Here is an 11,708-nt window from a genome sequence, read left to right as displayed (position 1 = left end):
TGTCACCGCCATGAGCACTGCAGACGATCAGAAGCGCGCCGCCGGCGAAGCCGCCGCCGCCCTCGTTGAAAACGGCATGACCGTGGGCCTGGGCACCGGCTCGACCGCCGCCTGGTTCGTGAAGGCGCTGGGCGCGCGCGGACTGGACATCGTCGGGGTGCCGACCTCCCTCGCGACCGCGCAGTTGGCGGAGAGCCTGGGCATTCGCCTGGGCGAGTTGGGACAGGTGAGATCGATCGACCTGACCGTGGACGGCGCAGACGAGATCGGGCCGGCCCTGTCGCTGATCAAGGGCGGCGGCGCGGCGCTGCTGCGCGAAAAGCTGGTCTGGGAGGCTTCGAAGCGTTGCGTGGTGATCGCCGACGCAGAAAAGCGGGTCGCCCAGCTTGGCAAGTTCCCCTTGCCGATCGAGGTCGTGGCCTTCGGGCATGAGACGACGATGCTGCGGATCTGCGACGCGCTGGCCGAGTGTGACCTCGGCGTGGCGCCGCGTCTGCGCGTCAAGGACGGCGCCCCGGTGAAAACCGATGGCGGCAACCTCATCTATGACGCAGCTTGCGGGCGTATCGAGGACCCCGCTCAGCTCGCCGACGCGCTGAAGAGCGTCACCGGCGTGGTCGATCACGGCCTCTTCCTGGACCTCGCGGACATGGCCCTGGTGGGCACGCCGGACGGCGTCGTCACCCTAGAGCCGTAAGGAGTCATCTGTGGCGAAGTACGACTACGACCTCTTCGTGATCGGGGCCGGCTCGGGCGGCGTGCGCGCCGGCCGTCTGGCGGCGCTTTCGGGGGCCAAGGTGGCCATGGCCGAGGAACACCGCGTCGGCGGCACCTGCGTGATCCGCGGCTGCGTGCCGAAGAAGTTCATGGTCTACGCCTCGGAGTTCTCCAACCAGATCCAGGTCGCAGGCGGCTACGGCTGGGACGTCGGGGAGGCGCAATTCGACTGGAAGCGCTTCCTGGAGGCCAAGGACCGCGAGATCGCCCGGCTGTCAGGCATCTACGTCACCAATCTCAGCAACGCCGGCGCCGAGATCGTCCACGCCAAGGCGCGGCTCAAGGACGCCCACACCATCGAACTGGTCGGCAAGGGCGAGGTCACCGCCGACAAGATCCTGGTCGCCACGGGCGGACGCCCCTGGAAACCGACCGAGTTCGCCGGCGCCGAACACATCATCACCTCGGAAGAAGCCTTTCATCTGCCCGAGTTGCCCAAGCGCATCATGATCGCGGGGGGCGGCTACATCGCCGTCGAGTTCGCCGGCATCTTCGCCGGTCTGGGCGTCGACACCACCCTGGTCTATCGCGGCCCCAACATCCTGCGCGGCTTTGACGACGACATCCGTTCGCACGTCACCGAAGAGATGAAGAAGCGCGGCGTGAAGGTCATGCTGGGCTGCCAGCATCAGAGCATCGAGAAGACCGCCACCGGCTATGTCAGCCACATGGACGGCTGCGGGGACATCGAGACGGACCTCGTCATGTTCGCGACCGGCCGTAAGCCCTATGTCGAGGGACTGGGCCTGGAGAACGCGGGCGTTGCGCTGAACGACGCCGGCGCGATCGCGGTGGACAAGTTCTCGAAGACCAATGTCGACAACATCTGGGCGGTCGGCGACGTCACCGATCGGATCAACCTGACCCCGGTGGCCATCCGCGAAGGCGCGGCCTTCGCCCAGACCGAGTTCTACAACAATCCGACCACCTTCGATCACGATATGGTCGCCTCGGCGGTCTTCTCGCAGCCGCCGGTCGGCTCGGTCGGTCTGTCGGAGGCCGACGCCCGCCATCTTCACGGCAAGGTCGACATCTACATCTCGCGCTTCCGGCCGATGAAGACGACCTTCTACGGGGGCGACGAGCGTTGCATGATCAAGCTGGTGGTCCAGGCCGGCACAGAGAAAATCCTCGGCTGCCACGTCGTAGGACCGGATTCGCCGGAGATCATCCAGATGGCGGCCATCGCCCTGAAGATGGGCGTGACCAAGCCGCAGTGGGATTCGACTTGCGCCGTGCACCCGACCCTCGCCGAGGAACTGGTCACCATGCGCGACAAGTACGTGCCTCAGGGTACGGCGGCGTGACGACGGCGGAGGCGCACGCTCCATTCCAGGCGACCGCCTGGTTCGGCTGGGTGCTGGCCTTCGTCTTTACGCTCGCGCCCATCGCCGCCTGGGTGGGCCCGCTGGCGTTCGCGCCGGTAGCGGGCCTGGGCGGTCTGCTCAGCCTGGGCGCGCTGCGGATCAACGACAAGGACCGTCCCGCGGCCCTGGCCATCCTCGTGCTGGTCGCCTGGGCGCTGGCCTCGATGGTGTGGAGCCCGTTCCATCCAACCAAGGCCGAACAGGCCACAGCCATGAAACTGGTTCTGCAAGCGGTGCTCTACTGGGCTCTGTTCCGAGCCGCAGGCGCGGCGACCGACGGAGGCCGGACTCTGGCCTTGCGGGTGCTTTCGTGGGGCATGGCGCTGCTGGGCGCTCTGCTGGCGATCGAGGCCCTGACCGGGGCCGGCGTCTACCAGGCGCTGCGCGTGGCGATCGACGACCCCATTCGCCCGGACCTGGCGATCAAGAACGTCGCCCAGGGCGGCTTCGTCCTGGCCGTCCTGACCCCGGCCGCGGCGCTGGCGGGCTGGCGGACGGGCGGCGGGATCTGGCCCGGCGTGCTCATGGCGGCGGGGATCACGGGAGCAAGCTTTGGCCTCGACGCCGATGCGCCGGTGATCGCGCTGGTGCTGAGCACCCTGGCCGCCTGGGCGGTCTGGCGCTGGCCGCGCGGCGCGCCGCGAGCGATCGGCGCGGGGGCCGGACTATTCTTCTTCGCCACGCCCGGTATCGTCTGGATCACGCGCCAGCTGGGCTGGTTCCAGGCGCTGGAGGCGCAGGTGCCGCTCTCGTGGTCAATGCGCATGAGCTACTGGCGCCATGCCGCAGACTGGATCGGCGATCATCCGTTCCGCGGCTGGGGCGTCGACGCCAGTCGCATGTTCGGACCAGGCATCACCTTGCATCCGCATAACGGCCCGCTGCAGGTCTGGCTGGAGCTGGGCTTGATCGGCGCGACAGCCGCGTCGGTGTTCTGGTTCGTCGTCATCGCGGCGCAGGGCGGCCAGCGCCGCGACCTGGGGCGCGCCGTCGCCGTGGGCACGGCGGTGGCGTACCTGACATTTTCGGCGGTCTCGTTCGGGGTGTGGCAGGAGTGGTGGCTGGCCGTCGGCGGCTTGGCCGCGGCCGGGTGCCTTGCGGTGCAGCGCCAGAGCCAGGGCCGGACGGAAAACGCCTAGCGAGGCGGCCAACGCCTTCCTACGTCATCGACTGAGCAATCATTCTGGGTTTAGAAGCCCTCGGCCCGTTCGTCGTGCGGGCGCGGAGTTGAGCCATGACCGAACACTGGACGCCTGCCTCCTGGCGGAACAAGCCCGCCAAGCATCTGCCGACCGACTATCCGGATCTGGCTGAACTGGCGAAGGTGGAACAGGTGCTGCGGGGCATGCCCCCGCTGGTGTTCGCCGGCGAGGCGCGCCGCCTGAAGGGCCTGCTGGGCGAGGTGGCCGAGGGCCGCGCGTTCCTGCTGCAGGGCGGCGACTGCGCCGAGAGCTTCAAGGAGTTCCACGCCGACAATATCCGCGACACCTTCCGGCTGATCCTGCAGATGGCGGTGGTTCTGACCTTTGCCGGCGGCAAGCCGGTCGTGAAGGTGGGCCGCATGGCCGGCCAGTTCGCCAAGCCGCGCTCGTCTCCCGTCGAGGCGATCGGCGGCGTGGAGCTGCCGTCGTACCGCGGCGACATCATCAACGGCATGGAGTTCGACGAGGCCTCCCGCCGTCCCGATCCGCAACGTCTGCTGCAGGCCTACGGCCAATCGGCGGCGACGCTGAACCTGCTGCGCGCCTTTGCGGGCGGCGGCTACGCCGATCTCTACAACATCCACCGCTGGACCCTGGGCTTCGTCGCCGACAGTCCGCAGGGCGCGAAGTACCGCGAACTGTCGGAGAAGATCAGCGAGGCGCTGACCTTCATGGCCGCCATCGGCGTGACGCCGGACAGCCAGCCCGACCTGCATCGCGTGGAGTTCTTCACCAGCCACGAGGCGCTGCTGCTGGGCTTCGAGGAAGCGATGACCCGCGTCGATTCCACCTCGGGCGAGTGGTACGACACCTCCGCCCACCTGGTCTGGATCGGCGAGCGCACCCGTCAGCTGGACGGCGCGCACATCGAGTTCTTCCGCGGCATCAAGAACCCGATCGGCGTGAAGTGCGGCCCGACCATGGAGCCGGACGACCTGCTGCGCCTGATTGACGTGCTGAACCCCAAGAACGAGCCGGGCCGCCTGACGCTCTACGGCCGCTTTGGCCACGATAAGATCGCCGAGCGCCTGCCGCGCCTGCTGCAGGCGACCAAGAAGTCGGGCCGCTCGGTGGTCTGGGCCATCGATCCGATGCACGGCAACACCCTGACCGCGGCCAACGGCTACAAGACCCGGCCGTTCGACCGCATCCTGTCCGAGGTGAAGAGCTTTGTGCAGATCGCCGAGTCCGAAGGCGTGCATCCGGGCGGCGTTCACCTGGAGATGACCGGACAGAACGTCACCGAGTGCCTGGGCGGGGCTCGCGCCCTGACCGAGGGCGACCTGGCCGACCGCTATCACACGCACTGCGACCCGCGCCTGAACGGCGAGCAAGCGCTGGAGCTGGCCTTCCTGGTGGCCGAGAAGCTCAAGGAAGAACGTCTGGAAGCGGCGCTACGCGCGGCGATCTAGGACGAGAGGCGGGGGCGCTGCGCTCCCGCGACCGGTCCGGCGAGAGCCGGGGTGAGCGCTCGCTTGTGCCTTCGCGGGCGCCGGGCGCCTGGAAAATGAGCACGACAGTCAAGCCGCCCCTTGCGGCTTGACTCGCAACGCGTCAGGTTCCGCGCCTTCTTTGAAAACCGGTGAGATCATGGCCGACCCGGCCCAGGCTGCTCTTCCCTCGGGAGAGCGCGAAATCGACGTTGTGCGCACTGAGACCGCAGAGCTGTGGAAGCTCTCGTGGCCGGTCGTGCTGTCGCGCCTGGGCATCATGGTCATGGGCCTGTCCGACGCGATCGTCGTCGGCCGCTACTCTGCGACCCACCTCGGCTATCACGCCCTGGCCTGGGCGCCGACCAGCGTGGTGGTGACCATGTGCGTGGGCCTGTTGACCGGCGTGCAGGTGATGACCGCCCGGCGGATCGGTCAGGGGCGGCGCGAGATGACGGGGGCGGTGCTGCGCCGCGGCCTCGTCTACAGCTTCTGGATCGGCATGATCTCGATGGTGGTCACGCTTCTGGCGGGCCCGACATTCCTGCACGTGATCGGCCTGGAGAAGGACCTCGCCGACGGCGCCGCGCGGGCCATGCTGATCTTCGCCCTGTCGTTGCCGGGCTATGCCTTCAGCGTCGCCGCCAGCTTCTGGCTGGAGGGCCTGGGCAAGCCCAAGCCCGGGGCGGTGATGATGTGGCTGGCCAATGGCGTGAACCTGCTCCTGCTGCTTTTGCTGGTGCCTGGGACGTTCGGACTGCCAGCCATGGGCGCCGTGGGCGGCGCCTGGGCGACGACCGGCGCGCGGACCTTCCTGGCGCTGGCGGTGCTGGCCTACATCTGGCGCATGCCCGAAGCGAAGGCGCTGGGCGTGTTCGACAAGCCGGAGCGCGACAGGCCGTCGGAGGTGGAGCAGCGGCGCATCGGCTACGGCGCCGGCGCATCCAACTTCTTCGAGGTTGCGGCCTTCGCCTCGATGAACATCTTCGCTGGTTGGATGGGCGGCCTCAGCGTCGCGGCGTGGGCCGTGGTGCTGAATGTCGCTGCGTTGGTGTTCATGGTGCCGCTGGGCCTCTCGACCGGCACGGCAGTGATGGTGGGCCGCGCATACGGCGCGCGCGACTCCCGAGGAGTAACCCGCGCGGGCCTGATCGGCTTTGGCATGACCGCGGTGTTCGGCCTGGTGATCTCGCTGGTGATCTGGCCGACAGCCGGCCTGATCAGCCAAGCCTACACCTCCGACAAGATGGTGCTGGCCATGGCCTCGGCGGCGCTGGTGCTGTCGTGCCTGTTCTTCCTGGTTGACGCCCTGCAGGTGGTCATCGCCCAGGCGCTGCGCGCGCGCGGGGACGTCTGGCTGCCGACTTTCACGCACCTGACCAGCTACGTCCTGGTGATGATGCCGCTGGCCTGGTTCCTGGCGATCCGCCTCGAAATCGGGCTCAACGGAATCGTCTGGGCGGTGATCGCCGCGTCGTTCCTGTCGGCCGGTCTGCTGAGCGCGCGGTTCTGGCAATTGGCCCGCCGCGGGTTGTAGCCGAACTATTTTTCGCGCGGTGAACGGTCGATTCACGCTGATCTGCGAGGGTGCCGCCCATGGTTCTCTCGCCGAAAATCACCGCCCGCTTCCTGCTCGTCGCCGCCGCGCTCGTGTGCGGCATCGGCATGGTTGGGCCGTTCCAGGGCGTGGAGAAGAACTTCGTGCCGGCCGACAAGGCCGCGCACTTCATCGCCTTCTACGGCCTGACGGTCCTGATGATGGCCGCGTTCCCCAAGAACCGGCGGCTGGAAATCACCTTCGCGGCGGTCATGCTGGGCGCCTCGATCGAGGTGGCGCAGATGTTCACCCACCGCGGCGTGAGCTTCAGCGACCTGGCCGCCGACGCGGCCGGCGCCTTCGCTGTCTGGGTCCCGATGTGGATCCAATCGCTGCGCAGCCCGCCGGTGGTCGAACGCCGCCGCCGGGCCAGCGACCGCGTCCCGGAGACCTCGGCCGCTTAGGCCTCGACGCCCAGGATCCAGCCTTCTTCCGTCTCGGCGTCGACGATCAGGTCGGCGGGCGAGGACTTGGCCCCGAAGATCGCCCCCAGCTTTCCGGTTTCATCCAGGCGCGCGAAGTGCTCGGACGTCACGCGGACCTGCGCCTGGTCCTTGATCTCGCCCGGTTGTGGCTGGGCCTTGTAGAGCGAGGGGTAGACCTCGGCGACCACGACCTCGACGCCGGCCAGATCGGCCTCGGTGAGCGCCTTGAAGCCGCCTTCGAACGGCCAGACCTTCACGGCTTCACCGCGGGCGAGCTTCAGGCGGCGCACCGCCGGGATGCCCAGGATGGCCTGACCGCCGACCGAGCCGTTGTAGTAGAGCTTCCAGATCGACGCCGCGCCCTTGGCCGCAAGATCGGTGTGGCGGAACTCCGGCAGGTCGTCTGGTCCATGCGCGCGGGTGCGCTTGGGCTGCAGGGTGGTCAGCGCGTCCTTGGGCGGGCAGCCCCAGAAGGGGAACGGGCCGCCGGTCAGCCGACGATTGATCTCCGATCCGACGCCGAAGCGGTTGTTGGTGTTGTCGGGCTTGTCCTTGACCATCTTGTCGAGCTGGTCCCAGACGGCGCGCCAGGGCGGATCGCCGGGCAGGGCCAGAGCTTTCGCCAGGCCGCGCGGAAACCCCAGCGGGAAGTCGAAGCCGACGAGGGCGCGTTCGCCGCGTTTCTTGAAGTCGTCCAGAATCTCCGCGAGCTTCTTCTCGGCCTCGGCGCGGGTCGACGGGTTGAACGACTCGAAGGTCAGCCGGAAGCGCAGGTCGCGCTTCATCACTCCGATCCAGACGGAGTCGGCGCCAGTCGCGGGCTTGGCCGCGGCGCTCCAGTCGACGATCACGTAGGCGCTGAACAGGCGTGACACGGGAAACTCCGGCAGAAACTAACCCCTGGCTTGTAGCGGCTCGTTTCCAAGCGGCCAACGGGCCTCAGGTCAGCTTGACCAGCATCTTCCCGAAGTTCTCGCCCGAGAACAGCTTGAGGAAGGCCTCCGGTGCGCGGTCGATGCCTTCGACCACGGTCTCGCGCCATCGGATCTTCCCGGCCGCATGCCACTCGGCGAGGTCGTGATGGAAGGCCTGCAGCAGGTCGTAGTGGCTGGAGACGATGAAGCCTTCCATTCGGATCTGCTTGCCGACCGCCAGGGCGATGTTGCGTGGTCCCGGCGGCGGGGTGGCGGCATTGTACATCGAGATCATGCCGCACAGCGCAAAGCGAGCGAACGGGCGGGCGGCGTTCAGCGCGGCCTCCAGGTGCTCGCCGCCGACATTCTCGAAATAGACGTCGATGCCTTCAGGCGCTGCGGCTTCCAGCGCCTTGGTCAGGTCCGGGACGGCCTTGTAGTCGATGACCTCGTCGATCCCGAGTTCGTCCTTGAGGAAGGCGACCTTCTCGGCGCCCCCGGCCGACCCGATCACCTTGTGGCCCTTCAGCTTGGCGATCTGGCAGACCATGGATCCGACCGCGCCGGACGCCGCCGAGACGAACACCACATCGCCATCCTTCAACGCCGCGACCCGCAGGAGGCCTGCATAGGCGGTCATGCCGGGCATGCCGGCAGCGCCGAGGAATGCCTGCGCCGGCAGGCCCATGGTGTCGAGCCTCTGGACCATCGAGGTGTGGGCGTTGAAGGCTTCGCGCCAACCATAGTTGGATTGCACCAGGTCGCCGGCCCTGAACGCCGGGTCGTTGGACGCAATGACCGTGCCGACAGCGCCGCCTTGCATTGCCTCGCCCAGGGCGAATGGCGGCGAGTAGCTCTTGGCGTCGTTCATGCGCCCGCGCATGTACGGGTCCACGGTCATCCAGTCGTTGCGGACCTGGATTTCGCCCTCGCCGGGGGCGGGCAGGGTGACCGTGGCCAGTTCGAAGTTATCGGCGGTAGGCAGGCCGACCGGGCGGCTCTTCAGCCGGACCTCGCGCGAGGTGGTCATCTGGCGTCTCCCTGTTGGTTCAGGAGCATGTTGGCGCGCCGCGCAGGTGGCGTCGAGTAGGGCTTCCGTGTAAGGCGCGGCTCGAGAGTTGGTTTCGGAGCGAATCCATGGGCGAACCCCTGCGAGGCGGCGTTATCGGAGCCGGCGTGTTCGGCGGCCATCATGCGCGCAAGTATGCGGGCGCGAAGGGGGCCGTGCTGTCGGCGGTGCTCGACACCCATCACCCCGATCGCGCGGCGGCCCTGGCTGTGCCGCTGGGCGGGCGCGCCTTCTACAAGATCGACGAATTCCTTGAGGCCTGCGATGTGGTCACGGTGGCCTCGCCGGCCAGCGTCCACGTCGAAGGCGCCCTGGCGGCGCTGAAGGCGGGCAAGCCGGTCTACATCGAAAAGCCCATCGCCATCAGCCTGGCCGACGCGGACAAAATCATCGCCGAGGCGACCAGACAGAACCTCGTCGTCGCCTGCGGCCACCAGGAACGCGTGGTGTTCCAGGCCATGGGCCTGTTCGACATTCCCGAGCAGCCGCTGCGGCTGGAATCGATCCGTCACGGCACGCCGTCGGAACGCAGCCTCGACGTCTCCGTCGTGCTGGACCTGATGATCCACGACCTCGACTTGGCGCTGTCACTTTCGACGGCTCGGCCGCTGGCGGTGGAAGGCGAGGGGAAGGTCGACTTCTCCGGCGGCTGGGACCAGGCCCGCGCCGAGGTGACTTTCGACGACGGCTTCACCGCGGTGTTTGACTCCTCGCGCATGGCGCTGGAGCGCAAGCGCAGCATGAAGCTGGTCTATCCATCGGGCGAGGTCGAGATCGACTTCATCACCCGCGCGTTCCGCAACACCACCGGCTTTCCGCTCAATCAGGACTATGCCGACGCGCCGGCCGTAAAGGACACCCTGGCGACCAGCGTCGAGGGCTTCCTGGCCGCGGTCCGTGGCGAGGCGCCTCGCCCGATCGTGACCGCCGACGAGGCGGTGCGCGCGCTCGATCTTGCGCTGGCGGTCGAACAGGCGCTGGAGGATCGGGGCTAGCGGCGTTAGGTTGTGCAACCCCATCGGTGGAGCACGGCCATGACGAAGTTCGCCTACGACTTTGAGTTCCACACCATCGACGGCGGCCACCTGCCGCTTGAGACCTATCGGGACAAGGTCGTTCTGGTGGTGAACACCGCCTCGCAGTGCGGCCTGACCCCCCAGTACGACGGCCTGGAAAAGCTCTACAGCGACTATCGCGACCAGGGGCTGGTGGTGCTGGGCGTGCCCTGCAACCAGTTCGCTGGGCAGGAGCCCGGCACCGAGACCGAGATCAAGGAATTCTGCGAGACCCGGTTCAACGTCGACTTCCCGCTGACCGGCAAGACCGACGTCAAGGGCGAGACCGCCCATCCGTTCTACAAGTGGGCCAAGGAAGTGCTCGGGGAGCCGGCCGAGCCGGTCTGGAACTTCCACAAGCTGCTGGTCGGCAAGGACGGCAAGCTGATCCGCGCCTTCGGGCCGCGAACCGAACCGCTGGACGACGAGGTCGTCGGCGCGATCAAGGCGGCGCTCTAAGCTCCTTCTGGGCCTCCCATGCGGATAGTCGGACTACTCGGCGGCATGAGCGCCGAGAGCACCACGCTCTATTACCAGGCCATGAACCGCATCGTCCGCGAGCGGTTGGGCGGCTTGCACTCCATCGAACTGCTGATGTGGTCGGTCGACTTCGCGCCGATTGCCCAGATGCAGGCTGATGGCGACTGGCAGGCCGCCGGCGAGGCGTTGGCGCGGGCCGCCGCGCGGCTGGAGTTGGCCGGGGCCGAGGCGATCATGATCGGCGCGAACACCATGCACTTGGTGGCCGATCAGGTGCAGGCCGCGGTGAGCGTGCCGCTGATCCACATCGCCGACGCCACGGCCGATGCGGTCAAGGCAGCCGGCTGCTCGCGGCCGCTGCTGGTGGCGACCCGCTTCACGATGGAGAAGGCCTTCTATCGAGACCGGCTGAAGACCCACGGCGTCGAGGCTATGATCCCCAGCGACGCTCAGCGTGAACGGTTGCACGCCATCATCTACGACGAGCTGTGCCAGGGCGTGATCTCCGCCGCCTCCAAGGCCGAGGTCCTGGCGATGATCGCCGCTGCGGCCGACGCCGATTGCGTGATCTTCGGCTGCACCGAGATCGGGCTGTTGCTGTCGCCCGAGGACCTGGACCGGCCGGTGATCGACACAGCCCTCGTGCATGCGCAGGCCGGCGTGGACTTCGCGCTGGGCTAACGCGTCGGCCTCAGAGCACGCGTTCGTCACTGCCGAGGTGGAAGGGGGGATCGTCGTCCTCGTCTGGAGCTGCGTCGGGATCTGGCCGCAGCGGGCTGGGTGTCCCGGCCGCGACGCGCGGGGCGATCGGCCTGCGCAGTATCGCTTCGGCCCGCGCCAGCCAGCGATTGGCCTCCTGCATGGCGTCGCCGGGCGAGGTCGAGCGCCGACGCGTTTCATCGCCTGCCAGCCAGAGGTCGAGGTCGAAGTCGGGGTGGTGCGGGTCATCGAAGATCAGCCGCAGGGTGACCCGCGCGGCGTGCTCAAGCGCCTGGTCCAGCGCGCGCCGCGGCTCACCGCGATAGGCGCGGGCCACGACCTGGCCGTCGACAATCACCTCGGCGCCCATCAGTTCGTCGAGGCGGTAGATCAACAGCCATCCGCCGGTGTCCCAGGTCACGGCCATCAGGCCGGTGGAGGTGTTGAAGCCGGCGCCGCGCCCACGGCCGCGCGCGATCACGACGGCTTCGGCCGGTCCCTTCAGCACCCGCTTCAGCGCCCGTCGGATCCGGCGTTCCTCGTCCATCGTCCAGGCCGCGACGCTGCCCAGCAGTGTCACGACCACGCCGGCCAGGGCGAGCAGCAGGAAGAGCCGGGGCCATTCGTTCATGCCCCAACGCTAGCGCCGTTCGTCAAAGCCGAGAAGGGCGCCCCTCGACCAATGATTGAACT

The 11,708-nt window shown here is 68.0% G+C and carries 12 protein-coding genes; 9 read left to right on the top strand and 3 right to left on the bottom strand.

Annotated elements, in window-relative coordinates:
• Positions 1–10: 10 nt before the first annotated feature.
• From rpiA to ASC79_RS04385, 6 genes are all read left to right on the top strand, one after another.
• On the top strand, positions 11–697 hold the full coding sequence (gene rpiA / locus ASC79_RS04410; RefSeq protein ID WP_056020233.1) for a ribose-5-phosphate isomerase RpiA: 687 nt from the start codon (positions 11–13) through the stop codon (positions 695–697).
• A gap of 10 nt (positions 698–707) precedes the next feature.
• Positions 708–2,084, top strand: a complete 1,377-nt coding sequence (gene gor / locus ASC79_RS04405; protein WP_056020230.1) for a glutathione-disulfide reductase — start codon at positions 708–710, stop codon at positions 2,082–2,084.
• Positions 2,081–3,283 carry an O-antigen ligase gene (locus tag ASC79_RS04400; RefSeq protein WP_056020227.1) on the top strand — a complete coding sequence of 401 codons (1,203 nt, stop codon included), beginning with the start codon at positions 2,081–2,083 and terminating at the stop codon, positions 3,281–3,283. The genes gor and ASC79_RS04400 overlap by 4 nt, the downstream gene beginning before the upstream one ends.
• Before the next feature lie 95 nt (positions 3,284–3,378).
• A complete protein-coding gene (locus ASC79_RS04395; protein ID WP_056020224.1) occupies positions 3,379–4,758 on the top strand; it encodes a class II 3-deoxy-7-phosphoheptulonate synthase in 1,380 nt (459 codons plus the stop codon).
• A gap of 178 nt (positions 4,759–4,936) precedes the next feature.
• The gene (locus ASC79_RS04390) at positions 4,937–6,313 is read left to right on the top strand and encodes an MATE family efflux transporter (RefSeq protein ID WP_056020221.1); all 1,377 of its coding nucleotides are present in this window, start codon (positions 4,937–4,939) and stop codon (positions 6,311–6,313) included.
• Positions 6,314–6,372: 59 nt separating this feature from the next.
• Positions 6,373–6,777 (top strand): VanZ family protein, encoded by a 405-nt coding sequence (locus ASC79_RS04385; RefSeq protein ID WP_056020218.1) that lies wholly within the window; start codon positions 6,373–6,375, stop codon positions 6,775–6,777.
• Here the strand turns inward: ASC79_RS04385 and ASC79_RS04380 are convergent.
• Together ASC79_RS04380 and ASC79_RS04375 are read right to left on the bottom strand one after the other, a co-directional pair.
• Positions 6,774–7,673, bottom strand: coding sequence for a hypothetical protein (locus ASC79_RS04380; protein WP_056020215.1), 900 nt, complete (start codon positions 7,671–7,673; stop codon positions 6,774–6,776). The two genes, ASC79_RS04385 and ASC79_RS04380, sit on opposite strands and share 4 nt — an antisense overlap.
• 64 nt (positions 7,674–7,737) lie before the next feature.
• Positions 7,738–8,742, bottom strand: coding sequence for an NADP-dependent oxidoreductase (locus ASC79_RS04375; RefSeq protein ID WP_056020212.1), 1,005 nt, complete (start codon positions 8,740–8,742; stop codon positions 7,738–7,740).
• A gap of 107 nt (positions 8,743–8,849) precedes the next feature.
• On the opposite strand from ASC79_RS04375, the gene ASC79_RS04370 reads away from it, so the two are divergent.
• The 3 genes from ASC79_RS04370 to ASC79_RS04360 are packed head-to-tail and all read left to right on the top strand — an operon-like array spanning position 8,850 to position 10,997.
• Positions 8,850–9,776, top strand: coding sequence for a Gfo/Idh/MocA family protein (locus tag ASC79_RS04370; protein ID WP_056020208.1), 927 nt, complete (start codon positions 8,850–8,852; stop codon positions 9,774–9,776).
• A 39-nt stretch (positions 9,777–9,815) separates the two neighbouring features.
• Positions 9,816–10,295, top strand: a complete 480-nt coding sequence (locus ASC79_RS04365; RefSeq protein ID WP_056020205.1) for a glutathione peroxidase — start codon at positions 9,816–9,818, stop codon at positions 10,293–10,295.
• Between the two features lie 18 nt (positions 10,296–10,313).
• Positions 10,314–10,997: an aspartate/glutamate racemase family protein gene (locus ASC79_RS04360; RefSeq protein WP_056020202.1), complete on the top strand. Its 684-nt coding sequence runs from the start codon at positions 10,314–10,316 to the stop codon at positions 10,995–10,997.
• Positions 10,998–11,007: 10 nt separating this feature from the next.
• Here ASC79_RS04360 and ASC79_RS04355 read toward each other — a convergent pair whose 3' ends face one another.
• Entirely contained in the window at positions 11,008–11,646 is a 639-nt protein-coding gene (locus ASC79_RS04355; RefSeq protein WP_056020200.1) for a hypothetical protein, read from the bottom strand.
• Positions 11,647–11,708: the final 62 nt, after the last annotated feature.

It is taken from the genome of Phenylobacterium sp. Root1290 (genome assembly GCF_001425305.1).
GTDB lineage: Bacteria > Pseudomonadota > Alphaproteobacteria > Caulobacterales > Caulobacteraceae > Phenylobacterium.
This window is presented reverse-complemented; position numbering and strand designations above follow the sequence as displayed.

Excerpts from the sequence above, each read along its gene's own strand:
- rpiA (WP_056020233.1), top strand. The coding sequence starts at position 11 with ATGAGCACTGCAGACGATCAGAAGCGCGCCGCCGGCGAAGCCGCCGCC.
- ASC79_RS04395 (WP_056020224.1), top strand. The coding sequence starts at position 3,379 with ATGACCGAACACTGGACGCCTGCCTCCTGGCGGAACAAGCCCGCCAAG.
- ASC79_RS04390 (WP_056020221.1), top strand. The coding sequence starts at position 4,937 with ATGGCCGACCCGGCCCAGGCTGCTCTTCCCTCGGGAGAGCGCGAAATC.
- ASC79_RS04385 (WP_056020218.1), top strand. The coding sequence starts at position 6,373 with ATGGTTCTCTCGCCGAAAATCACCGCCCGCTTCCTGCTCGTCGCCGCC.
- ASC79_RS04375 (WP_056020212.1), bottom strand. The coding sequence starts at position 8,742 with ATGACCACCTCGCGCGAGGTCCGGCTGAAGAGCCGCCCGGTCGGCCTG.
- ASC79_RS04370 (WP_056020208.1), top strand. The coding sequence starts at position 8,850 with ATGGGCGAACCCCTGCGAGGCGGCGTTATCGGAGCCGGCGTGTTCGGC.
- ASC79_RS04365 (WP_056020205.1), top strand. The coding sequence starts at position 9,816 with ATGACGAAGTTCGCCTACGACTTTGAGTTCCACACCATCGACGGCGGC.
- ASC79_RS04360 (WP_056020202.1), top strand. The coding sequence starts at position 10,314 with ATGCGGATAGTCGGACTACTCGGCGGCATGAGCGCCGAGAGCACCACG.
- ASC79_RS04355 (WP_056020200.1), bottom strand. The coding sequence starts at position 11,646 with ATGAACGAATGGCCCCGGCTCTTCCTGCTGCTCGCCCTGGCCGGCGTG.